Below are 25,204 nucleotides of genomic sequence, written 5' to 3'. Positions count from 1 at the left end.
AAAGAAACCAATGTATGAAGTACATACATGAAAGGGGATAGTGAATATGGCTATGCACACGGTTGGTATTATCATGAATGGGGTTACTGGACGAATGGGGACGAGACAGCATTTAATTCGTTCCATTGTGGCCATTCGAGAGCAAGGTGGCGTTTTGCTCCCTAGTGGTGATGTGATTATGCCAGATCCGATATTAGTAGGGCGGAATGAAAGCAAGCTTCAAGCTCTTGCAGAAAGCAATGGAATCTCTAAGTGGAGCACGAATCTTGATGAGTGCTTAGAGAATCCAAACTATCAGATCTATTTCGACTCTCAGACGACCGTTCGGCGAGCGCAAGATATCCGGAAAGCGATTGCTAGCGGGAAGCATATCTATTGTGAGAAACCGACTGCCACAAGTTTAGAAGAGTCGTTAGAGCTAGCTAAATTAGCAAAAGATAGAGGCGTGAAAAACGGGGTTGTTCAAGATAAATTATTTCTACCAGGCTTGCTAAAGTTAAAGAGATTGGTTGACTCCGGTTTTTTTGGCGACATTCTTTCAGTGCGAATGGAATTTGGATACTGGGTTTTTGAAGGTGATTGGCAAGTGGGGCAGCGTCCGTCTTGGAACTATCGTAAAGAAGACGGAGGCGGAATTATCTTAGATATGTTTGCACACTGGCGTTATGTAATAGATAACCTCTTTGGTCCAATTAGATCCGTTTCATGTTTAGGAGCAACTCATATTCCAGAGCGTATTGACGAAGAAGGAAAAAGATACGCGTGTACAGCAGATGATGCTGCTTATGGAACATTTTTGCTAGATGATGACGTCGTTGTTCAAGTTAACTCATCGTGGGCGGTGCGCGTCGATCGTGATGATCTTCTTACTATTCAGGTTGATGGAACAAACGGAAGTGCAGTAGCTGGACTTCGTGGGTGCAAGGTTCAGCATCGTGTGAATACGCCGATGCCAGTCTGGAATCCTGATATTGAAAATCCATTTACCTTCCAAGAACAATGGGAAGAGGTGCCAGATAATCAGGAGTTTGATAATGGCTTTAAAGTACAATGGGAACAATTCCTTCGCCATGTCGTGTTAGATGAAGCGTTTCCTTGGGATTTGATGGAAGGAGCAAAAGGAATGCAACTCGCTGAAATCGGTATTCAATCCTGGGAGGAGAGACGCTGGATTGATGTACCAGACCTTGAAATCAAGGAGGTTGCCGCTAATGGTGCAAAAAATCAAACTACCACAGGTTGATGGGAGCTTTTTCACACACCAACTTGGGGAGCCAGCTTCATTTGAGCTGGCCTCTCAACCCTTTCAAAGTCGGATTGCATTTTCAGCTGCTCATGTAGTGAATAATCCATTTGCTGATGTTAATCCACTCTCAACACCAGCGATTGATTGGGAAACAACGTTGCAATATCGCCATTACTTATGGTCGCTCGGATTATCTGTAGCCGAGGCAATGGATACAGCTCAACGAGGAATGGGACTCAACTGGGAACAAGCAAAGGAATTAATAAGTCGCTCTGTGGCAGAAGCACGAGTGGTGGATGGCCGTATAGCTTGCGGTGCTGGAACGGATCATCTTGTACCCGCTCCAAACCTTACATTAGCGGACGTTGAAGCAGCATATGAAGAGCAATGCTCATATATTGAAGGCTGTGGTGGTCAAATTATAATGATGGCAAGCAGAGCGCTAGCAGCTTGTGCGAAAGGACCTGAGGATTACAAGAAAGTGTACGGCAATATCCTTCGTCAAGTTTCGAGTCCGGTTATTCTACATTGGCTAGGAGATATGTTTGACCCAGCCCTTCAAGGTTATTGGGGTTATGATGACGTTGGTCGTGCAATGGATGTTTGCCTATCTATTATTGCTGAACATGCATCCAAAGTAGATGGTATTAAAATATCTTTACTTGATGCTGACAAGGAAATTGAGATGCGACGCCGTTTGCCAGAGGGTGTGAAGATGTACACCGGGGATGATTTTAACTATCCCGAGTTAATTAAAGGGGATGATCAAGGCTATAGTCATGCCCTTCTTGGAATCTTTGATGCAATAGCTCCTGCAGCAGCTGCTGCATTGCAAGCTCTAGATCATGATAACCTTGACTACTACAATAAGATTCTTGAAAAAACGGTTCCACTTTCACGTCACATTTTTTCAAAGCCAACGTTTTCCTATAAAACAGGAATTATTTTCATGGCTTATTTAAATGGACATCAATCGCACTTTAGGATGATTGGTGGCTCTGAGAGTGCGCGCTCAGTCATTCATCTTACAAAGCTTTTTGTCCTTGCAGATCAAGCTGGGTTGTTACAAGATCCATCGCTTGCGGTAAAACGGATGAATCAGTATCTGAAATTAGCAGGGATGAACTAGAGGAGGCGAACCAATGAAAAAGTTGCAATCAACGGAACGGTTAAGCTTAAATCAAATTACAACAGAACAGTGGAACCTAAGAGAAGCGGTAGAAGGTTGTGCAAAGGCCGATATTCCTTACATCAGCTTATGGCGTCATAAGATTGAAGAGATCGGGTTAAAAGAAAGTAGCAAACTTGTTCGTGATGCAGGACTTGGTGTCTCAAGTGTTTGCCGGGGTGGCATGTTCCCGGTTGATTCAGCGGCGGCTAAAGCGAGAAACTTTGAAGATAATCTCCGGGCAATTGAGGAAGCGTATGAACTTAATGCAGATGTGTTGGTTCTGGTGTGCGGGGCGGCTGTGAATAGAGATATTGGGGATGCAAGAAAAATGATTCGAGAAGGCATTGAAAGGCTAGTTCCTTACGCAAAAGATGCTGGTGTTAAGCTTGGGATTGAACCCCTTCATCCCATGTTTGCGGCAGAGAGATGTGCTATTGTAACTCTGGATGAAGCCAATACGATTGCAGAGCAATACGATTCGAGCGATGTGGGGGTTATTGTCGATGTGTATCATGTTTGGTGGGACCCTGATCTTTATAAGCAAATTAAACGTGCCACTGGACGTATTTTAGGCTATCACGTATCGGATTGGTTAGTCCCAACACCTGATTTGGTCAAAGGCCGGGGGATGATGGGGGATGGGGTAATTGAATTAAAGAAGATCCGACAGGCAGTTGAAGAAGCGGGGTATATGGGACCAATTGAGGTTGAGATCTTTAATGAGGAGATCTGGAAGCAAGACGGTCATGAGGTACTTGCTCAGATGAAAGAGCGTTACTCAGAGCATGTCTAGCGTTTTTTCAAGATTAAGCTAACATTGGAGAATAACTTTTAGAGGCGAGACAGCCTCTATCTCTTTCTGACAAACATTTTGTAAGCGTTTTAATAGGACTTATTTTATGTTGAAAGCTTCTTCTAAAGGGGGAAATTAAATGAAAAAATGGGTGTTACTTACTGTGTCTGTACTGACGTTCTTGCTTCTTCTATCTGCTTGTGGGCAAACCACAGGAATAGATGTGACTGAAGGAGATTCGCCAGAGGAAAATCCTGCAAAAGAAACAGAAATAAGCGACAGTGAGGATGCTGTAACTAGTGACGAAAGCTATGTGATTAAGTTTGCTCATGTGGTTCGACCTTCAACTGCAAAAGGGCAAGCAGCGGAAATGTTTGCTGACCTGATTGAAGAGCGAACAGATGGTCAAATTACAGTTGAGATTTATCCCGATTCACAACTAGGATCTGACCGTGAAATAACTGAACAAATGCAGTCAGGTAACGTACACATGAACGCTCCATTTACTGGTGTTCTACCTTCATTTGTCCCGCAGTTTCAAGTCTTTGATTTGCCATATATTTTTGAGAATCCTGAAGAGGCCTATGAATCGATGCACGGGGCACTAGGTGAACGGTTGAATGAATACCTTGCTCCGCAAGGGTTGCGAGCTGTCGGCTATTGGGATGGGGGCTTGAAGCATTTCACAAATTCGGTGCGGTCGATTGAAACACCTGAAGATATGAATGGATTACGTATGCGTGCGTCTCAAAGTCCACTCATCATTTCTCAATTTAGAGCTTTAAATGCAGGTGGAGTTTCCATTGACTTTTCTGAACTTTATACAGCATTACAAAATGGTACGGTCGATGGTCAAGAAAACCCTTTATCAAACATTGTAAGCCGCAAATTTTATGAGGTTCAAGACTATGTAACATTGAGTGGTCACGGCTACATGGGTTATGTCCATCTCATTAGTGAAAGCTTCTATCAAGATCTACCGGAAAATCTGCAAGTGATCCTGGATGAAGTAGCAACAGAAGTTAGTCTATGGCAGTGGGAACAAGCAGCACTAGATGAAATTACCTATATGGAGGAGTTAGAGGAGTCTGGAATTGAAATCACGGAATTGTCCCCAGAAAACAGAGAAAAGTTCATTGAAGCAACGAAAGGCACATTTGAGGAATTTCTTGAAATTGACGGGGCCCAGGAGCTCTTGGATCTTATCAATTAGTAATTTAGCACGGATGAAGGGTGGCACTGCTACCCTTCATTGTTCGTCTACCTATAGCTAAAAAAGATGATGAAGGAGGGGGATTCAAATGAAAAAACTCGTAAAAGTGATTGATCATCTTGAAGAGTATTTTGGTTTCTTTTCTCTTATAATCGCATCACTATTAATCTTTGTTCAAGTTGTTCTACGATACGTGTTTAACTATTCACTATATTGGTCAGAAGAAGTAGCGAGGTACTTAATTATTTGGTTTATCTTTATTGGAAGTAGCATTGCTGTTAGGGAGAAATCACATGCCACTGTTGACCTTCTATTAGTCTATTTGCCACCTGTGTTTAAACGAATTCTATCGGTGCTTGGTTCCGTCATTGCGATTATTTTCTTTAGCTTCATTATTCAATCAGGAATAAAAACGATTGAAAATGTTGTACAGTTCAACAACGTGACACCAGCATTGGGAATTCCAATGTTTATCCCATACTTAGCGATCCCTGTTGGTTCGGCACTAATGATCTTACGGTTTATACAATTGATTATTGCTGAGTTACGGGACTTCAAAAATGATCTCTCAGGTCAATCACCAAAGCCTAGGGAGGGGGAGTAAAATGCTATTGATTATCCTCTTATTTATTCTATTGCTCTTGTCTACAACACCGATTGCGGTAGCAATTGGATTGACTAGTATTGTCGGGATGTCACAAAGTAATATTGGACTTGATTCGGTAGCAAGAACAATGTTTTCGGGTATTGATTCTTTTTCGTTAATGGCGATTCCCTTTTTCATTTTTGCTGGTGATTTAATGCTCGCGGGAGGAACATCTAAACGGTTGATTGACTTTGCAAAAAAGCTAGTCGGTTGGACAACAGGTGGGTTACCGATTGCAGGGGTACTTTCTTCAATGTTTTTCGCAGCACTGTCAGGTTCTAGCCCAGCGACAGTAGCAGCAATTGGGGGAGTGATGATTCCTTCGTTAAATGATGCGAAATATTCACCGAAGTTCTCCGTTGGGTTGATGTGTGCAGCTGGTTCTCTTGGAATCATCATTCCGCCAAGTATTACGCTCCTTGTCTACGGGGTCATTGCTGAAGTGTCAATTAGTGAGCTCTTTATTGCTGGGGTTATACCTGGGTTATTAATTGGTTTCGTGTTGATTTTAGTTAGTTACATCATTGCCAAAAAACAGGGACATAAGCCGGAGAAACGAGCGAGTTTTCGTGAAATATGGCATTCAGGTAAAAAGGCAATCTGGGGGATCATCATGCCGCTTATTGTTTTAGGGGGGATTTATGCGGGGATGTTCACACCAACAGAAGCAGCCGCAGTTGCCATTGTCTACGGCTTACTCATCGGATTCTTCGTATACAAGGAACTAACTATAAAAGTACTCTTTCAAGTGACAAAACGATCGATTGTGATTGCATCCATGGTTATGCTTGTCATCTCAACTGCGAAAGTTTTCAGTTATTATCTAACCTATGAACAAATCCCAACTAAACTTGCTACACAAGTACTTGCTTTTGCTTCGGACCCAATCACGATATTACTTCTGATTACAGTGATTTTATTAATCATTGGGATGTTTATGGATCCGAGTGCTGCTGTATTAATTATGGCACCATTATTCTTACCAGTGGTCATGGAGATTGGCATCAGTCCGATTCATTTTGGGATCATCATGGTCGTTAATTTAGCAATTGGGATGTTGACACCACCTTTAGGGTTGAATCTCTATGTGGCTTCCGGGATCAGTAAAATGCCATTAACGGATGTAACTAGAGGAGCCATGCCGTTTGTCTTAGTCTTAATTGTGACCTTACTTGTCATAACCTTTGTTCCGCAATTATCAATGTACTTACCAGATCTTATCTATTCTCGTTAAGTACAGTCGGGGAAATTGGGAGGAGTGAAAGGTGAAAAATCGAATATGGCATAACGCATTTCTACTCCTTGTGTTGACAACATTTTTATGGGGGGAAATGCTGTTGTTGGGAGATTTTTAGCTGATGTAACGGGACCAGTAACAATCTCCTTTTTTAGGATTTTAATTTCAATTGCTATTTTTGTACCACTCGTATACAAAACGATGAAAAATGAGTGGTCTATCGCTGAAAAACACATAAAGACTCTATTGATCTTATCGTTGTCAGGAGTAATTGGTTATAACTTGCTCTGTTACTGGGCCCTGCATTACACAACTGCGGTTCTTGTGACATTGATTAATAGTACAGCACCGATATTTATCACGATCTTAGCCTACGTATCGCTAAAAGAAAGAATCACACGCCCACTTATCTGTGCTATTATACGTTCGATTGTTGGAGTGATAACAGTGATGACACAGGGGGAACTTAGTAGATTGCTGCAACTACAGGTTAATGTGGGTGATCTGATTATGATTTTTGGTGTAATATCATGGGCTGTTTATTCGGTTACCCTTAAGACGTTTATTGGGAAAATGTCGTTTCTTTCAACGTTTGGATATAGTCTTATTTTTGCCCTTCCAATGCTAGTTCCTTTTACTATAGTGGAGTTACTCTTTATTCCGATTCAACAAATTCAAGGGATAGAGATCATTTCTTTATTTTATTTAGGTATATTTCCATCCATATTTGCGTTTTTGTTCTGGAATCAGGCAGTTCGATTAATAGGACCATCGAAAGCGGCGGTTTTTATAAATTTAACTCCTGTATTCGGAGGGGTGTTGGCCTATTTTTTGTTGAGTGAAGCATTGACTCTTGCTCACTTCATTGGTGGACTTTTTGTATTTAGTGGCGTCTTACTTGTCAGTAAACGACCTCATCTTCCAAAAGGAAATGCAGAGAAATCTAGTGGGGTTGGTTGAACGACTAGAAAAGTATCTGAGACGATGTGCGGAAATAAAAAGGGTATTTATTAAACTGGAGTTTAGGTTTATGTAAAACACTATTTAAAGTTTGAATCTTAATTAAGAAATGAGGATTCCAACTCTTTTTAGGTTAAAAATATATTTAATTAGGATCTAATGGAAAACAGACAAAAATAGCAAAAGTGTTGATTGAAACAATCGAACAATGGCGCCAATCAATGCAAAGACTATAAGGTGTTTTAAACACAGTAGAATGAAGGAAGGAAATTTATTAAGTGGTTTTATACTTGGAGGGTTTGGCTAGTACCTCAGGAAAATGGATTTGATGCAGTGAAGTGAAAAAAGATGTTGCTTTTAAGCTTGAGTCTAGAGAGTAATGGACTGTTAGTAAGACAGGTGGCAGGGGAGAGAAATATGGGACTGTAAAGAAAGCAAGGGGCAGTTGAACCTGCCCCTCTATTACGCTCTTAATTCATTTGCTTACTTCTTTTAACAAGAAAAGCAAGAACCACTGCTGCTAATGCCAAATAAAATCCAGTTGAAAAACTTTGCTGTGACCCGTAGGTGAGCGCGGAAGCAAGCTCTTCACTAGTAGGGTTTTCAATGCCATTGCCAGTTAAATAGCTTTGCTGTCCGTTTTCCATCACTGATATAAACAAAGCTGCACCGATCGCTCCGGATACTTGCATTAATGTGTTCATAATCGCTGTGCCGTGCGGATATAGTTTTGCAGGAATCTGGTTTAATCCATTGGTTTGCGCAGGCATCATAATCATCGCAACAGCAATCATGAGAATCGCTTGTTGGACAATGACGAACCATACTGGTACGCCTGGAATGGTAAAGCGATAAGTAAATACGATTGCAGCAAGAATTAACGTACCTGGAATTAATAAAGGACGTGGTCCAAATTTATCAAAGAGACGCCCCATAAAAGGAGACATCGCCCCGTTTAATAAGCCACCTGGAAGCATGACCAATCCAGTCAAAACAGCACTGAATAATAGCGCGCCTTGCATATAAATCGGCATAACTAACATCATCGCAAACATTGTCATCATAACAAGCATAACGAGCAAGAGTCCTAATAGAAACATAGGGTACCGAAAAACGCGAATATCAAGAAGTGGGGTTTCAAGTTTTAATTGACGCCAGCTAAATAGAGCAAGTGCCACAATACCAATAAGTAAAGTTGAAAAGACGATAGGGTCAGCAAACGTAGCGTCCCCTTTGCCTGCTGCACTAAAGCCGTAGACGATCCCACCAAAACCGAGTGTTGATAAAATAAACGAAAGCACATCGAGTTTCGGTTTGGAAGTCTCAGAAATATTCGTTAGTACACGCATCCCAAACAGTAGGGAAAGAAGCGCTACTGGAAGAATGAAATAAAATAACCAACGCCAAGTGAAATTTTCAACAATTAGACCTGAAACAGTTGGGCCAATAGCCGGTGCAAACATGATAACAAGACCAACCATACCCATCGCAGCACCGCGACGTTCAACAGGGATGACGGTAAGAATAATGTTAATTAATAGCGGAATCATGATCGCTGTACCAACTGCTTGAGTTAAACGTCCTACTAAAAGGATGCTAAATACAGGACTAAAACCAGAGATCAGTGTACCCAGCGTAAATAACGACATCGCTGCAATAAACAACTGGCGTGTTGTAAAGCGTTGCATAAAATAGGCAGAGATTGGGACTAGTGTACCAATAACGAGCATATATCCCGTAACAAGCCATTGCACGGTACTTGAAGCGACTCCAAAATCAGCCATTATCGCGTTCAAGGCTACATTTAATATTGTTTCGCTTAAAATGGCGACAAACGCGCCGGAAAGCAGGACAGCAATTATAGGAAGTACGTTCATCGTTGGTTGATTGGTATCCTTTGTAGCTGCGGTGTTTTCTTGAGCTATAACAGCCATTACTATTTCCTCCATTCGATCTATAAATACGAAACGACCTCGTTTCGCTAAATAATCTTAACACCATCATATACGAAACGCAAGAGTATCGTATTTGTAAAAGAAAGGAGTCGATGATAAACTACCAATAAGTTAAAGAGATGTTGAAAGGTGGTCTTACCCACGATGTCGAAGCAAAATAAAGAGCAAGAAGAAAGCAAACGAGGACGACCTCTGGATCTGTCACGTAATAAAGTGATTTTAGCGGCTACACTCGATTTATTAGCAGAGTGTGGATTTGATGCGTTAACAATAGATGCAGTAGCAGCGAAGGCGAAAGTGGGGAAAGCAACAATCTACAGGCGTTGGTCTTCAAAAACCGAACTAGTCATTGATGCAGCTGCTTATATGAGTCCCTTCGAAGTGATCGGGGAGAGGTTGAACAAAGATCAAGGATTACGTGATCAATTGGTTGATGTGCTTTATCTTATTTTCCAATGTGACAATAATACATATCAGCATGCGATGACGGCGATTCATGCAGCCGCTTCTTCTAATGAGCAATTAGAACAAGAGCTTCAACAGGATTTCTATTGGCGTACGAAACAGGCAATCGAGTCGGTTGTTACACCATTTATAAAGGATTATGGTAGATCGGAAGAACCGAAGTGGAGTCTTCTATCGGATATGGGTCCAGCATTAATTACGTATCGTGGCATATTTATTGGCAAACCATTTGACCGTGCTTTTGCCGAGCAAATCGTTGATTGTCTAATGATGCCGCTCTTTAATTCAGTGCTAGTAGAATAAAGGAGGGGGCAATATGAGATGCGGATCAAAATGCTTTCTAGTAGAAATGGAAATAGAAGGAGAGAAACACACTAAGTCAGTCACGGCAAGAACACCGGTAGACGTTAGAAAGACCATTCGAAAAAAGTATGGAAATGAGGCCAAGGTTATTTCGGTTATTGAAGAGAAGAGAGTGTTTTAAAATCATTTGCATTTTAATAAAGACAAATTGCTTTCGGACGGTAAAAGCTATAATACCATTGTTATCGGGAATTGAATGAGAACCAACCTGAAGTGACATTACCTGTTTTTAGCAGGGGTCATTTCTTTTTTTATAGGGAAAGGAAAATAATGTTAGAATATTCATAGTACTGGAGGGGAGCTACGTTGGTGGATTATCTTTTTATGACTGTTATATTATCATTGAGTGTTTATAACATCTATATAAAGAACAAAAATGAGTGGGAATCGGTTCGAAAAGAATTTAATGAAAAATCAATTCAAAGCATCATTCAATTTTTATTATTCGGTGCGATCAATTCTTTTTTCGGTGGCTATATTTTCGGAATTGAGTGGCTATATTGGATTACTCTTTACTCAGTGTTAGCCATTGTGCTTTGTTTTGAAATGATCTCGAGTAAAAAAACGAGAAGAGTAGGTTTTGTCATAGCAATTCTTATCGTCTTTTCTATCTTTCGCGTTCCTACCAATGCAGCTTCGTTTGACCATTTTATAAACTCGAAGGAAGCGTACCAATGCATATCTAGTTGGCAGTGTGTAAAAATTGTAAAAAACGTAACAGCAGATGATATGTTAGAAGTCCTCCCAGAGGTTGTACAAGTGAAGGACCGTTCTTATAATTGGTATTTCTTCTTTTCAAAAGGATTCATCTTACTTGAGAATAGTAAAGGAGATGAAGAAGAGCTTAGAGGAGTGAATGTTGCTGGTTATTGGTTTGAATATTAAACAATCTATTGTAAAAACACCGCCATCAATTGAGACGGCGGTGTTTTCCTTCCTATTAATTACTTGTTAATTCAGCTTTCTTAAGCTTAAGATCAAAACGGTCTGCGTTCATGACCTTAACCCAGGCTGCGATAAAGTCACTTACAAACTTCCCTTTGTTATCGTCTTGTGCATAAACTTCTGCAAGAGAACGTAGGACTGAGTTTGAACCGAATACGAGGTCTACTCTTGTTGCTGTACGAACGACTTCACCTGTTTTGCGGTCGCGACCTTCAAATACGCCACCATCTACAGATTTCCATTCTACTCCCATGTCAAGCAAGTTAACGAAGAAGTCGTTAGAAAGGGTACCTACACGATCAGTGAATACGCCATGCTCCGTACCACCGTAGTTTGTACCTAATACACGCATACCACCAATAAGGGCAGTCATTTCTGGTGCGGTTAGACCTAGCAGTTGAGCTTTGTCTACGAGAAGCTCTTCTGAACTCACACTATATTCTTTCTTTTGATAGTTGCGGAATCCATCTGCGACTGGCTCTAATACTTCAAAGCCTTCTACATCTGTTTGCTCTTCTGTTGCATCACCACGTCCAGAAGCAAACGGAACAGTCACATCAAAGCCTGCATCTTGTGCTGCTTTTTCAACCGCAGCACTACCACCAAGTACAATCAAATCGGCTAAACTTACATTTTTTTCTAACTGACTTTGAATATCTTCAAATACCGCAAGTACTTTTTCAAGTTGTTCTGGTTGGTTCACATCCCAATGCTTCTGTGGCGCAAGACGGATGCGGGCACCATTTGCACCACCACGATTATCAGAGCCACGGAACGTACTTGCTGAAGCCCACGCAGTTGTAACAAGTTCACTAATTGTAAGTCCTGAGTTTAAGATTTTTTCTTTTAGGTCTGCCACTTCGGCATCTGTTAATTCATAGTCAACCGTTGGTACAGGATCTTGCCAGATAAGATCTTCTTGTGGAACTTCTGGACCAAGATATCTTGCTTTAGGACCCATGTCACGGTGAAGAAGTTTGAACCATGCACGAGCAAATGCATCTGCAAAATCTTCAGGATTTTCATGGAAACGACGTGCAATTTTTTCGTATGCTGGATCATGACGCAATGCTAAATCTGTTGTAAACATAACAGTTGGTACTTTCTTTGATGGATCTGCTGCATCTGGTGCAAGATCTTTTTCATCCGGGTCTACAGCCATCCATTGATATGCGCCTGCAGGACTCTTAGTCAACCACCATTCATATCCGAACAATAAGTCAAAGTAACCATTATCCCACTGGATTGGGTTAGCTGTCCAAGCACCTTCAAGGCCACTTGTGATCGTGTCACCGCCCTTGCCACTACCGTGAGAGCTAAGCCAACCTAAGCCTTGTGCCTCAATAGGAGCAGCTTCTGGTTCTGGCCCAACATGAGAGCCGTCTCCTGCACCGTGTGCCTTACCAAATGTATGTCCACCAGCAATGAGTGCAACTGTTTCTTCATCGTCCATTCCCATACGTCCAAACGTTTCACGTATGTCTCGAGCACTTGCAATTGGATCTGGTTTTCCGTTTGGACCTTCTGGGTTAACATAGATCAGACCCATTTGAACAGCAGCAAGCGGATTTTCAAGCTCGCGATCGCCTGTATAACGGTTATCACCTAGCATTTCTTTTTCAGAACCCCAGTAGATATCTTCTTCTGGATGCCAAATGTCAGCACGTCCTCCACCGAAACCAAAAGTTTTTCCGCCCATCGATTCAATGGCGACATTCCCTGTTAAAAGAAGTAAGTCAGCCCAAGAAATTTTGTTGCCGTACTTTTGCTTAATTGGCCATAAAAGACGACGAGCTTTATCAAGGTTACCGTTGTCCTCCCAGCTGTTGAGTGGAGCGAAACGTTGGTTACCAGTTCCACCACCACCACGGCCGTCACCTTTACGGTATGTACCTGCTGCGTGCCAAGACATACGAATAAAGAAAGGTCCGTAATGGCCATAATCTGCAGGCCACCAATCTTGGCTGTCTGTCATTAAATCATGAAGATCTTTTTTAAGAGCATCATAGTCTAACTTTTGAAATTCTTCCGTATAGTCGAAGTCTTCTCCCATTGGGTTCGTTTTTCTATCATGTTGATGTAAAATATTTAAGTTTAATTGATTTGGCCACCAGTCTTTATTTGTAGTGGCAGTAGGGCTGTTACTAGTAGCGCTGCCGTGTAAAAACGGGCATTTTCCAGAGTTAGTATTATTATTTGTGTCCATAAATTATTCCCCTTTTCTAATAAGATTAAATAGTAAATAATTATGCAACTAGTCCGAAGATATACGAGAAACTTAATTACAATAATTATTCTTATGTAATCATTGTAATAAACTATTGAGTAAAAAGAAAGAAAAATAACTTGTGATTTTTAAATTTTTTTCTTTTAATCCTTTCGAACCTTGAAATGAAAGGAAAGGTGGTAGATTACAAAATGTAAATGTGTATGAATTGAAAGGGTTTTCATTAAAGTGTTAAATGAATTGCTGATGAGAATTTGATAGAAAATCGTTTTTGATTAAAGAGGTGTAATCTCATTTTTGAAACCGTAAATGAAAAAGCGATGGGAGATAAAATTCAGCTGGAAGAAGTCATTATTAAGAAAATGGTAAAACCGGATATATCCCCCAAATGGTTAACTGAAGTAGGAGATGTTACCTTCTACAAGTCAAAGCTGTTAGAGTATATTACTAATATATGAAAGAAATATTAGTTTATTAATTTGAAAGCCAAATGGAAGAATATAGAATAAAATAAATCAAAGAATTTGAATTTGGGGTTGCGGGGAAAAACTAACTTATTAATCGGGGAATTGAAAATACGTTTGGTGCTTATCTTATTAGAAGTGTTTTCTTATAGTAAAAGTAGAAATTATTAAGTAATGATAGCTTTGTGAATGGATCTATGCTATAGTAAAGAAGTTATTTTTGTTCGGGCTGTTTCAATTACGAATGAGTATTTAAACTTTTCGCCTTTGATATCATTTGAGCAACTATAGTAATAAATGGTGGCAACGTCCACATAAGGAGATTACACACATGCAACAAGGTACAGTAAAATGGTTTAACGCAGACAAAGGTTTCGGTTTCATCGAAGTTGAAGGTGGAGACGATGTATTCGTACATTTCTCAGCTATCCAAGGCGAAGGATTTAAGTCATTAGATGAAGGCCAAAACGTTACATTCGACGTTGAGCAAGGTCAACGTGGACCTCAAGCTGTCAACGTTAACAAAGCATAAATAAGAGAAAGGGCTCTAGTAAGGGCCCTTTTTTTGTATGTAAAAATAGGTTCTGCTTTTTGACTTGTATATGTTGAATTCCTTGAGAGAACCTATATGAAAACAATAACCAGAAAAAGAGGTTCCACATGAAAATAACAAATTTCGATGATTTGAAAATTAGTGATGAGATAAAAAGGGCACTTGAGATAATGAAATTCAGCTCTCCTACAGAGGTCCAAGCGCAAACGATCCCAAGTGCATTCAACCAACAGGACCTTGTCGTGAAATCGCAAACAGGGAGTGGAAAGACAGCGGCCTTTGGGATTCCTATATGTGAAATGATCGAATGGGAAGAGAGAAAGCCACAAGCCTTGATTTTAACTCCGACTCGAGAGCTTGCTGCTCAAGTGAGGGAGGATATTACCAATATTGGAAGGTTTAAACGAATTAAAGCGCTGGCTTTATACGGGAAAGAGCCTTTCTCAAAACAAAAAGAAGAGTTGAAACAAAAAACACATGTTGTTGTCGGTACTCCAGGAAGAGTAGCGGATCATCTTGAAAGAGAAACCTTGGTTTTAGATCAAATTAAGTACCTAATTATAGATGAGACAGATGAAATGTTAAACATGGGCTTCATTGATGATGTGGAAAAGATCATTCAACAATTACCTGATAATCGTGTGACTATGGTTTTCTCGGCTACGCTGCCTGAAGATGTGGAAGCTCTCTGCCATAAGTATATGAAAGAACCCGTTCATATTGAGATAGAAGCAACTGAAGGAACGAAGAATATCATTGAACACCGTCTCATTGATGTAAGAGAAGAAGGGAAAGTTGCTTTACTAAAAGATGTAACCATTGTTGAAAATCCTGATAGCTGTATCATTTTCTGCAATACCAAAGACCATGTTGATCAAGTGTTTGAAGAGTTATCAGATTCTAACTATCCTTGTGAGAAACTTCATGGAGGATTAGAACAAGAAGATCGTTTTGCGGTGATGAACGGCTTTAGAAATGGTGATTTTCGTTATTTAATTGCAACCGATGTAGCGGCTAGAGGGATTGACGTTGATAATGTGACTCTCATCATTAATTATGATGTTCCAATGGAAAGAGAAAGCTATGTTCATCGAACGGGTAGAACCGGTCGTGCCGGGAATAAAGGTAAAGCAATTACCTTTGCAACAGCAGGTGAGCGCAAATATGTGAAAGCTATTGAGAAATACATTGGTTATGAGATCCCTTCATTAGAAATGCCAAGTCAGAGTGAGGTTATGAGCTCTAAAGATGCATTTGAGGAAAAAATGAGCGGACGCCGAATTGTAAAAAATAACAAAACAGCCCGTATTAATAAAGATATTATGAAGCTTCATTTTACTGGAGGTAAAAAGAAAAAGCTTCGCCCAGTTGATTTTGTTGGGACGATTGCCAAGATCCCAGGTGTAACTGCTGAGGATATTGGGATAATTACCATTCAGGATACATTAACGTATGTCGATATCTTAAATGGCAAAGGTTCGGTCGTGTTACAAGCAATGGAGAATACGCCGATTAAAGGAAAGAAGCTGAAAGTTAGTAAGGCGATAAAATAGGGTATTGAGAAACGATCCTTGTGGGAGGATCGTTTTTATCGTTTGAGCGAGGGATTAGGTACAAGTGAGAAAGTTTCAGCTAGATAGGGGTTTTCCGACAGAATATCAAGGTAAACCGACAGCAAATGAAAGAGTTTGGACAGCAAAACCCACATCTTCGACAGAATATGGTCCAAGTTGGACAGCAAGGCATAACAACTGAAGGTCAATAAACATACTTTTTAGGTGCACAATGCTACATCTATATACAAGAGATCATCAATAGTAGTATTTCAGTTGAATATCGACAATAAGTTTCACAAACTCATGCAAAAAAAGATCAAGAACCTTAGGCTCTTGATCTTACTATTTCTTCTTATTCCAATTCCTTCCCATTCGTCGCAATCACATTTTGATACCAATAGAAGGATTTTTTCTTCTTACGCTCAAGCGTCCCGCTGCCGTCGTCCTGCTTGTCAACATAAATGAAACCGTAGCGCTTAGACATTTCACCTGTTGACATACTGACGAGGTCGATACAACCCCAAGCTGTGTAGCCCATTAGTTCTACACCATCTTCAATGGCTTCACCCATCGCTTTAATATGCTCACGTAGATAGTTAATACGGTAGTCGTCATTGATGCTACCGTCATCTTCAATAGTATCATAAGCGCCGAGTCCGTTTTCAACGACAAATAGAGGAACACGGTACCGGTCATACAAATTATTTAAGCCAATTCGTAGTCCGGTTGGGTCAATCTCCCAACCCCAATCACTTGCTTGAAGATGTGGATTTTTCACGCCGGCAATTAGGTTTCCTGAAGCTTTTTCATCATCTGTTAGCACCTTTTTTTCTGTGCGAGACATATAATAGCTTAACGAGATGAAGTCTACTGTGTATTGTTTAAGTGTTTCAAAATCGCCATCTTCCATCTTAATTGTAATATTGTTTTCTTTAAAAAAGCGTTTTGAGAAGGCTGGATATTCCCCGCGTACATGAACATCACCACAAATATAGTTAAAGACTTGCTCTTCTTTCATCGCATGTAGGACATTTTGTGGATTGCAATCATACGCATAAACAGGCATATAAATTAACATACAACCAATTTGCGAACCAGGAATGATTTCATGACAAGCCTTAACAGCTAAGCTGCTCGCAACAAACTGGTGATGTAGGGCTTGGAAGCTTTCTTGGAGACGAACATCTTCTGTGGCAGGGGAGAACCCAAGACTCATAATTGGAAGATGTGTTGCTCCATTGATTTCGTTAAATGTTAGCCAGTATTTTACTTTGTCTTTATAACGGTTAAATAAAGTAATGGCATAACGCTCGAAGAATGAGATCACTTCACGGCTTTTCCAACCACCGTACTCTGTAATTAAATATAAAGGCATTTCATAGTGTGAGATCGTTACAACTGGTTCGATTCCATGTTTTAAACATTCATCGAAAACACGATCGTAAAAAGCTAGACCTGCCTCGTTTGGCTCAAGCTCGTCTCCTTTAGGGAAGATACGTGACCAAGCGATCGACATACGGTATGTTTTAAATCCTAATTCAGCGAATAACGCGATATCCTCTACATAACGATGATAGAAATCGATCGCTTCGTGATTTGGATAGGTTGAGTATTTTTCTGTGTCAATTTTAAAGTCGAATCCAGGTTTTGAGATGACATCTAAACGGACTTTCCCGCCAGGCATCACATCTGCTAGGTTCATTCCTTTGCCGTCTTCAAGATAGGCACCTTCTACTTGATTAGCAGCTGTAGCACCGCCCCATAAAAATCCTTCTGGGAATTGATAGTTATTCATATAGAAAACCTCCATATCAAAATTTGAAATGATTTAAAATGAATCGTCATTCACTAAGGCAAACAAAAAAACCTAAACCACGTAAGGAAGACATACTAGTCTTTAGGAGATACGTGATTTAGGTTTTGCCTGTGTGAACAGTTACAATCCTAAATGGGTTGTTTGATTATTTGCGATAACTATATCATGATTTTTTTTTGCTAGCAAGAAATTTGTAACCGTTTTTTTATCCGAATCTTGTTTATCTTACTTAACGAGCTGTTTGCTGTTGCCTTTAAGTACTTCTTCAATGGCAACGGCTACGCCATGTTCTGTATTCTTTTTTGTCGTAAAATCAGAGATTTCTTTAAGTCCTGGAGCCGCATTTTCCATCGCAACTCCTAGCCCAGCAACTTCAAGCATCGAATAATCATTGAAATTATCACCAATGGCCATGACATCCTCTAGCTTGATTCCTTGTCTATTAGCATAAAAAGTGAGGGCTGCTCCTTTATTTGCATCCCGGTGGTTAACTTCGAGGTTTTGGTGACCAGAGGAGGTGATAATAAGATCATGCTCACCTTTTAACTGTTCACGAATGAAATTTAAAGAATCTTCTTCTAGAGAAAAGGCAAGAAATTTAAAGACGTCAATGTTGTTATTATTAAAAATATGGTCAAAATCATCGACGGTTTGAATCTTTTCATCTTGAAAACGCTGCTTCACTTTTTCTTTCAGTACGTCTATTTCCACATCTCGATAGTGGTACTTCATGACATCAACTAATATATCAATAAAAGTCTCCCTATTGACTGAATAACCTCCAGCGCTAGTAAAGATTTCAAAATAAATAGATTGACTTGTGCATGCTAGTTCAATTTTCCTACATGCATCCTTATCTAGAGGAATATTACGAATTAATTCTCCATTTTTTAAATAAATTTGTGCCCCGTTCAAACAAATAATGGGACAAGATAGTCCAGCTTCTATTAAAGGTTTTGACGCAGCTTCGTATGATCGTCCTGTTGCAATGACAACCTCAATGTTTAACTCCTGGGCTTTGCGGATGGCTTTTACATTTTCTGGACTAACTTCGCTTAACTCGTTTAAGAGCGTACCGTCCATATCTGTTGTGATTAATTTCATCGTTTTCGCCTCTCTATCAAATATAATAACTTACGAATAAAGAGTATACTAGTTTTGAGAAAATGAATAATATTTTTTTTGAAAGAGTTGTTGACAATGAATAATTTGTCATGGTATAAAATTAGTAAGCGATTTCAAATGAATATTTTCTTAGACGGATTGTTACTGTTCGGCAGGCAAAACCTAAGTTTGTTTCGGAGGCTCTATATAGGGTATTCTGTATACAAGGTTGGGTTTTTTTTATACCCTTTTTTAAAACAGAAAGACCGAAACAGAACAGAAGTAGGGCGGGTTAGATTATGAAGATAAAAAAAGTGTTTAACAATAATGTCGTTATAGCCAATAATGAGGAAAACCAAGAAGTGGTTGTGATGGGGCGTGGGCTCGCTTTTCAAAAAAAGGCAGGAGAGCCAGTTGATACTTCTAAAATAGAAAAGACGTTTGTGTTGGAAAAAAAAGGTGTTTCTGATAAGTTAGCCAAGCTGTTAAACGATACTTCTGAAAGATATTTAAATATATCGTCTAAGATATTAGATTATGCCAAGTCGCGATTGCCATACAAATTAGATGATCATCTATATGTGGCATTAACTGACCATATTAGCTTTGCCATAAGTAGACATGAACAGGGGATTCAATTGAAGAATCCTCTATTATGGGAGATTAGAAAGCACTATAAGCTTGAATTTCAGGTAGCATTGAAAGCGTTATCTATTATTCAAGAGGAAACAGGAATTTTGTTCGGTGAAGATGAAGCAGGATCGATTGCGCTTCACTTAGTCAATAGCCAGCTATCTGGTGAGAATATGGCTGAAGCTATACAAGTAACAGAAATGGTTAACAATATTTTAAATATTGTCAAGTACCATTTTGGAATGGAATTAGATGAAAGCTCGATTAATTATGAACGTTTTCTCACGCATCTTCGCTTTTTTGCGATGAGGTATGTACGGAAAGAGCGGGTCATCGCATCGGAGGATCATTTCCTCTACGAACAACTGAAACAAAAGTATCCTGACGCCTTTTCATGCAGCGAAAAGATTAAGGTGTACCTAGAAAAGAGCTACAAATGGGAAATTTCTACGGATGAAGTGATCTATTTGACGTTGCATATTCATCGTGTGACACAGCGTTATCAACAAAGTTGAGGAAATGTCAAAGTTGCAATCATTTGTGTATTAAATAAGATTATTAACTTAATATCTTTACCTAGGAATGTTACCTTAAGTGGGCTTAACCTGGTCTGATTGGAAGCACAAGAGCTTATTCTGTGCGCTCAATCGGATCAGGTTTTTTATTTGCAAAATATACGAAAGATAAATATGAAAGTGGGGGTTAGTCATGAAATACGAACAGTTAGCCAAGTCCATCATTGAGAAAATTGGCGGGAAAGAGAACGTAAAAAGTGTTGTTCATTGTATTACAAGATTGCGATTTAAATTAAAAGATGAGAACAAAGCGCAAACAGAGGCTTTGAAAAATATGGATGATGTTGTAACCGTTATGAAAAGTGGTGGACAATATCAAGTTGTTATCGGGAATCATGTACCTGATGTGTATAAAGCGGTTGTTGCTGTAGGTGGATTTGCAGATCAAACTCAGCAAAATGAAGAAGACGCAAACGAAAATAAAGGGAGCCTTTTTAGTCGCTTTATTGATATTATCGCTAGTATCTTTACACCAATCTTAGGGGTTCTGGCAGCTACAGGGATGATTAAAGGGTTTAATGCGCTGTTTTTATCTGTTGGTTGGTTATCAGAGAGTGATGGAACCTATCAAATTTTAAACATTGTTGGGGATTCATTGTTTCATTTCTTACCAATATTCTTAGGTTACACGGCGATGAAGAAGTTTGGTGGGTCGCCATTTATCGGGATTGCAATCGGTGCGTCGCTAGTGTATCCAGCAGTTGACACATTGATGACAGGAGATCCGCTTTATGTCTTATTTGCAGGGACAATGTTTGAATCACCTGTGTATGTAACATTTTTTGGAATTCCAGTTATATTAATGAGTTATGCTTCCTCTGTAATACCAGTTATTCTTGCAACATACTTTGGAGCGAAGATTGAAAATTGGTTTAAGAAGGTCATTCCTGATGTTGTGAAAACATTCTTAGTACCGTTCTTTACATTGCTTGTTCTAGTACCATTAACATTTATCATCATCGGTCCAATTGCTACATGGGCTGCACAAATTGTTGGTCAAGCAACGGTGTTTATCTATGAGTTAAGTCCAATTATTGCAGGGGTATTTATCGGTGGGTTCTGGCAAGTATTCGTTATGTTCGGTCTACATTGGGGTCTAGTGCCGGTAGCGATTAACAACCTATCGACATTGGGGGCTGATCCTGTATTAACGATGATGTTTGCGGCTTCCTTTGCACAAATTGGTGCGGTGCTTGGGGTTTATTTAAAAACGACCAATCAAAAATTAAAATCACTTAGTATTCCAGCATTTATCTCAGGGATCTTCGGTGTAACAGAGCCTGCAATTTACGGCGTAACCCTCCCTAAAAAGAAACCATTTATCATTAGCTGTATCGCTGCAGGTATTGGTGGAGGAATTATAGGATTTTTTGGAACTAAAACATATATGATTGGTGGATTGGGAATTTTCCAAATCCCATCGTTTATTGGTCCAAATGGCCTTGATATCACTTTATGGGGTGCTTTAATTGCTATGGTTGTTGCATTCGTATTGGGTACAGTCTTTACGTATTTATTTGGTGGGGTAAATAAAGAAGAAACTCCGCTTGAGAAAGCAGAAGTAGCAGCTACGGAAGCTCCAGTAGAGCCATTAGCTCAAATTAATAATGCAGCAGATGTGAAGGGTGAAGTCGTTTCAAGTCCTTTTGAAGGGAACGTAGTACCACTTGATGAAGTGAAGGATGATGCCTTTGCAACAGGAGCGCTTGGAAGAGGGGTTGCTGTTGTACCGACTGAAGGAAAATTAGTTGCACCTGTGTCAGGGACGGTCTCAGCCTTATTCCCATCAAAGCATGCTGTTGGAATAATCTCTGATCATGGAGCTGAATTATTAATCCATGTAGGTATGGACACGGTTCAATTGCAAGGTGAGTTTTTCACAGCTCATATTCAGCAAGGAGACCGTGTAGAAAAAGGACAACTTCTGATTGAATTCGATATTAATGGAATTCAGGCTGCTGGGTTTGACATTACGACACCAGTCATTGTAACGAATTCAGGTCAATATAACTTGATGTCAACAGAAGAATCAGTAGTAAAACATGGTGATAGCTTAATTACTTTAATTAAATAATTAGAAGAAGATGATTGTGACCAGAAGGGAATATAAGTTGTAATTTTTACACCTTCCTTCTGGTTTCTTACAAATAGAGAGGAGTTTTGTTATGTCTACTTATCAATTCCCTGACAATTTCTTATGGGGAGGGGCTATTGCTGCCAACCAAACAGAAGGGGCTTATTTAGAGGGGGGAAAGGTTTAACATTAGTTGATTTATTGCCAACGGGGAAGAAACGTTGGGACGTTATGTTTGGAAAGGTAGATCAGTTTACACCGCTAGAAGGAGAGTTTTATCCTTCTCATGAAGCAATCGATTTTTACCATCGTTATAAAGAGGACATTGCCCTTTTTGCCGAGATGGGTTTTAAGGCATTGCGTGTGTCGATTGCCTGGGCTCGAATTTTTCCAAATGGCGATGATTTAGTCCCGAATGAAGCAGGCTTGCAATTTTACGATGACTTATTTGATGAACTTTTAAAATATGGAATTGAGCCTGTTGTTACAATTGCTCACTTTGATGTTCCAGTCAATCTTATTGAGAAATACGGAAGCTGGAGAAATCGCAAGCTTGTAGGATTTTTTGAAACATATGCGAAAACGATTTTGGAACGTTATAAGGATAAAGTGAAATACTGGATGACGTTCAACGAAATTAACATGCTTCTACATCTGCCATTTGTTGGTGCGGGACTTGTGTTTAAAGATGGGGAAGACCAGAAGCAAATTAAGTATCAAGCTGCCCATCATCAGTTAGTAGCAAGTATTTTAGCGGTAAAGGCATGTCATGAAATCAATCCAGAGGCAAAGATCGGCTGCATGCTAGCTGCAGGCATGACGTATTCGTACACGTGTAACCCAGATGATGTTATGGATGCGATGGAAAAGGATCGTGAATCGTTCTTCTTTATCGATGTACAGTCTCGCGGAGCATATCCAGGTTATGCAAAACGTTTCTTTAAAGAAAATAACATTACGATTGAGATGGAAGCCCAAGACGAAGCTCTATTAAAAAATCATACGGTCGATTATATTGGCTTTAGCTATTATGCAAGCCGTGTAACGAGCACAGAGCCAGAAGTATTGAAGAACCAAACCGCTGGTAACGTCTTTGGTTCTATTGAAAATCCATACTTAGAAAAATCAGAATGGGGCTGGACGATTGATCCAAAAGGCTTCCGTATTACAGCAAATCAATTATATGACCGCTATCAAAAGCCGTTATTTGTTGTAGAAAATGGCTTAGGTGCAGTTGATGAAGTGAATGCAGATGGCGAAGTACGTGATGACTACCGTATCGAGTATTTACGAAAGCACGTAGCTGAAATGGGTGAGGCGATTGAAGATGGAGTCGAAATCATCGGTTATACAAGCTGGGGGCCAATTGATATCGTTAGTGCTTCTACTGGAGAAATGAAAAAACGTTATGGCTACATTTATGTAGACAAAAATAATGAAGGAAATGGCTCGTTAAAGCGTATAAAAAAGAAGAGCTTTCATTGGTACAAGCAAGTGATTGAATCGAATGGAGAGAGTTTAGATTAGTGGGGGGTATGTCTACTGAAAAGATGGAGATGGCCTTAATCCGTCATTATAGTAATTAAGATCGTCTCGTATGGAGAAGCTTGTTGACCCAATAGGGAAACAAGCTTCTTCGTTTTTTAGAAGGACAACTTTTTTATGAGATTATAAAAATGAAGAAGGTTGATGACGCCCGAAAAAGAGAGAGAAGGAAGAGAACGGTAGTCAAAGGAGGTGGATGACTACCGAAAAAGGAAGAAGGAGAAGAGAACGGTAGTCAAAGGGGTTGGATGACTCCCGAAAAAGGAAGAAGTCAAACAGAACGGTAGTCAACAAAGCCTTAAAAACCCACAATACCTTTACCCCCTACACAACGGCAGCAATACTGAAACCGTTGTTCCCTCGTTAAGTATACTTTTCACTTTAATCTCACCATGTAAGTGCCCAATCGTTTTATAACAAAACATGGTTCCGAGCCCAGTTCCTTGATCCTTTGTTGTATAAAAAGGGGTGCCTAACCGTTGAATTTCCTCTTCGCTCATTCCTTTGCCTGTATCCGTAATATCAATTTGGACATAGCCTTTTGTTTTAGAGGAGCTTAACGTCAATGTTCCTTTTTCATCAATGGACTCAATGCCGTTTTTGATTAAATTTAAAAACACTTGACTTAATTCGCTACGATTAGCTGTAACATAATAAGTATCTTGTAATTGATTCAAAACGGTCACACCTTTTAATAAAGCGTACGATTCCGTTACGTAAATGACATGGTTACAGAGTTCGATCATATCTATTTTTTCTAAGTCTGTCGTATTTGTTTTAGCAAGAGATAGATAGTCATGAATGATTTTTTCTGCTCTTTGTAATTCGGAGTCCATTAATGCAAGAGAGCTAATTTGTGATGTTGTTAAATTCGATTCGTTTTTGAATATATGGATAAACCCTTTGACTACGGTTAATGGATTTCGAACTTCATGTGCGACAGATGCGGCTAATTCGCCTACAACCTTTATTCTCTCCGCTTGTTGAAGCTTCACTTTGCTATGTTCTGCTTCTCGTAATGATTCAATGATGAAAATCATAATAACAATTGTAACTAGATGAGAGAGAGTAAAATAGATGATAAAAATAGGGAGAGTTACAGATTCTATATATGGTTGAGTATAGAATAGTCCCGCTAGGACTAGTAATGTATTTATCAATGTTAAAGTGAAACTTGTCCTTAATTTATCCTTAAAATTAGAAATCCTGTAGTTTTTCAAATAAAGAAGAACTGTAATGAAAGAGATGCTATAAGTAAATAATGTAATGAAGAACCCGTAATCCACTCCTATAATAAAACGATAAATGAAGATACAGGCTGTTGCGAGAATCCCCATATTAAGTCCACCGTATAAAAAAGCCAAAAGCCATGGAATGGTTCGTAAATCATAGATATGACCATTACTTAGTTCAAGAGGATAGGTCATAGAAAGAATGATTGAGACACAACATAATAACCCAAATAATAAAGAGTTCTCTTGTGTGTATTCCTTCTTAAAAAAGTAAGAATAATAGACAAATACAGGAACTAACACGACGAGTAGGACAAACAAGTAATTATCGAAACTAAACATATTTCTCTCTCCCTGATGTGTGTGAAAATCTATGGGTTAATCTTACCATAGATTGTTAAAGGGAAGAACGATACGAAGTCGTTTTAGTT

At 39.5% G+C, this 25,204-nt stretch carries 19 protein-coding genes and 1 pseudogene; 15 read left to right on the top strand and 5 right to left on the bottom strand.

Annotation, left to right across the window (positions count from 1 at the left end; genetic code table 11):
- Nucleotides 1-46 precede the first annotated feature (46 nt).
- The 7 genes from LQ50_RS14465 to LQ50_RS14435 all read left to right on the top strand — a co-directional run bounded on the left by LQ50_RS14465 (nt 47) and on the right by LQ50_RS14435 (nt 7,266).
- Nucleotides 47-1,243: a Gfo/Idh/MocA family protein gene (locus LQ50_RS14465; RefSeq protein ID WP_034630605.1), complete on the top strand. Its 1,197-nt coding sequence runs from the start codon at nt 47-49 to the stop codon at nt 1,241-1,243.
- Complete coding sequence (locus LQ50_RS14460) at nt 1,212-2,375, top strand: dihydrodipicolinate synthase family protein (RefSeq protein ID WP_034630604.1); 1,164 nt, start codon at nt 1,212-1,214, stop codon at nt 2,373-2,375. Before LQ50_RS14465 ends, LQ50_RS14460 begins: the two co-directional genes overlap by 32 nt.
- Nucleotides 2,376-2,388: 13 nt before the next feature.
- Entirely contained in the window at nt 2,389-3,210 is an 822-nt protein-coding gene (locus LQ50_RS14455) for a sugar phosphate isomerase/epimerase family protein (RefSeq protein ID WP_034630603.1), read from the top strand.
- A 139-nt stretch (nt 3,211-3,349) separates the two neighbouring features.
- Nucleotides 3,350-4,423, top strand: coding sequence for a TRAP transporter substrate-binding protein (locus tag LQ50_RS14450; protein ID WP_034630601.1), 1,074 nt, complete (start codon nt 3,350-3,352; stop codon nt 4,421-4,423).
- A gap of 88 nt (nt 4,424-4,511) precedes the next feature.
- Complete coding sequence (locus LQ50_RS14445) at nt 4,512-5,027, top strand: TRAP transporter small permease (protein ID WP_034630600.1); 516 nt, start codon at nt 4,512-4,514, stop codon at nt 5,025-5,027.
- Between the two features lies 1 nt (nt 5,028).
- On the top strand, nt 5,029-6,303 hold the full coding sequence (locus tag LQ50_RS14440) for a TRAP transporter large permease (protein WP_034630598.1): 1,275 nt from the start codon (nt 5,029-5,031) through the stop codon (nt 6,301-6,303).
- Nucleotides 6,304-6,390: 87 nt separating this feature from the next.
- Entirely contained in the window at nt 6,391-7,266 is an 876-nt protein-coding gene (locus tag LQ50_RS14435) for a DMT family transporter (protein ID WP_034630594.1), read from the top strand.
- Between the two features lie 470 nt (nt 7,267-7,736).
- On the opposite strand, the gene LQ50_RS14430 is transcribed toward LQ50_RS14435, so the two are convergent.
- Nucleotides 7,737-9,200, bottom strand: coding sequence for an MDR family MFS transporter (locus LQ50_RS14430; RefSeq protein WP_034630592.1), 1,464 nt, complete (start codon nt 9,198-9,200; stop codon nt 7,737-7,739).
- 165 nt (nt 9,201-9,365) lie between these two features.
- Here LQ50_RS14430 and LQ50_RS14425 point away from each other — a divergent pair, with 165 nt between their 5' ends.
- The 3 genes from LQ50_RS14425 (at nt 9,366) to LQ50_RS14420 (ending at nt 10,934) form a co-directional block, all read left to right on the top strand.
- Complete coding sequence (locus LQ50_RS14425; RefSeq protein WP_034630589.1) at nt 9,366-9,989, top strand: TetR/AcrR family transcriptional regulator; 624 nt, start codon at nt 9,366-9,368, stop codon at nt 9,987-9,989.
- A 13-nt stretch (nt 9,990-10,002) separates the two neighbouring features.
- The gene (locus LQ50_RS25785) at nt 10,003-10,170 is read left to right on the top strand and encodes a hypothetical protein (RefSeq protein WP_202595382.1); all 168 of its coding nucleotides are present in this window, start codon (nt 10,003-10,005) and stop codon (nt 10,168-10,170) included.
- Between the two features lie 185 nt (nt 10,171-10,355).
- Entirely contained in the window at nt 10,356-10,934 is a 579-nt protein-coding gene (locus LQ50_RS14420) for a hypothetical protein (protein ID WP_034630587.1), read from the top strand.
- A 55-nt stretch (nt 10,935-10,989) separates the two neighbouring features.
- On the opposite strand, the gene katG is transcribed toward LQ50_RS14420, so the two are convergent.
- Nucleotides 10,990-13,200, bottom strand: coding sequence for a catalase/peroxidase HPI (katG, locus tag LQ50_RS14415; RefSeq protein ID WP_034630585.1), 2,211 nt, complete (start codon nt 13,198-13,200; stop codon nt 10,990-10,992).
- Nucleotides 13,201-14,016: 816 nt separating this feature from the next.
- Here katG and LQ50_RS14410 point away from each other — a divergent pair.
- Both LQ50_RS14410 and LQ50_RS14405 read left to right on the top strand, forming a co-directional pair.
- Entirely contained in the window at nt 14,017-14,217 is a 201-nt protein-coding gene (locus LQ50_RS14410; RefSeq protein WP_034630582.1) for a cold-shock protein, read from the top strand.
- A 128-nt stretch (nt 14,218-14,345) separates the two neighbouring features.
- The gene (locus LQ50_RS14405) at nt 14,346-15,791 is read left to right on the top strand and encodes a DEAD/DEAH box helicase (protein ID WP_034630579.1); all 1,446 of its coding nucleotides are present in this window, start codon (nt 14,346-14,348) and stop codon (nt 15,789-15,791) included.
- Between the two features lie 355 nt (nt 15,792-16,146).
- Here the strand turns inward: LQ50_RS14405 and LQ50_RS14400 are convergent, their stop codons facing one another.
- Both LQ50_RS14400 and LQ50_RS14395 read right to left on the bottom strand, forming a co-directional pair.
- A complete protein-coding gene (locus tag LQ50_RS14400; RefSeq protein ID WP_034630576.1) occupies nt 16,147-17,589 on the bottom strand; it encodes a glycoside hydrolase family 1 protein in 1,443 nt (480 codons plus the stop codon).
- Between the two features lie 246 nt (nt 17,590-17,835).
- Complete coding sequence (locus LQ50_RS14395) at nt 17,836-18,714, bottom strand: Cof-type HAD-IIB family hydrolase (protein WP_034630574.1); 879 nt, start codon at nt 18,712-18,714, stop codon at nt 17,836-17,838.
- Between the two features lie 299 nt (nt 18,715-19,013).
- Between LQ50_RS14395 and licT the strand changes: the two genes are divergently transcribed.
- From licT to LQ50_RS14375, 3 genes and pseudogenes are all read left to right on the top strand, one after another.
- Nucleotides 19,014-19,862, top strand: a complete 849-nt coding sequence (licT, locus tag LQ50_RS14385) for a BglG family transcription antiterminator LicT (RefSeq protein WP_034630570.1) — start codon at nt 19,014-19,016, stop codon at nt 19,860-19,862.
- Nucleotides 19,863-20,055: 193 nt separating this feature from the next.
- Entirely contained in the window at nt 20,056-21,996 is a 1,941-nt protein-coding gene (locus tag LQ50_RS14380; protein WP_034630569.1) for a beta-glucoside-specific PTS transporter subunit IIABC, read from the top strand.
- 91 nt (nt 21,997-22,087) lie between these two features.
- Nucleotides 22,088-23,523, top strand: a pseudogene (locus LQ50_RS14375) (6-phospho-beta-glucosidase).
- Nucleotides 23,524-23,858: 335 nt separating this feature from the next.
- Here LQ50_RS14375 and LQ50_RS14370 read toward each other — a convergent pair.
- Nucleotides 23,859-25,115, bottom strand: a complete 1,257-nt coding sequence (locus LQ50_RS14370; RefSeq protein ID WP_034630566.1) for an ATP-binding protein — start codon at nt 25,113-25,115, stop codon at nt 23,859-23,861.
- Nucleotides 25,116-25,204 lie beyond the last annotated feature (89 nt).

The sequence above is a fragment of the Halalkalibacter okhensis genome, from assembly GCF_000787375.1.
Classification (GTDB): Bacteria; Bacillota; Bacilli; order Bacillales; family Bacillaceae_D; genus Halalkalibacter; species Halalkalibacter okhensis.
The sequence above is the reverse complement of the archived record's forward strand: the minus strand, read 5'-3'. Positions and strand labels throughout refer to the sequence as shown.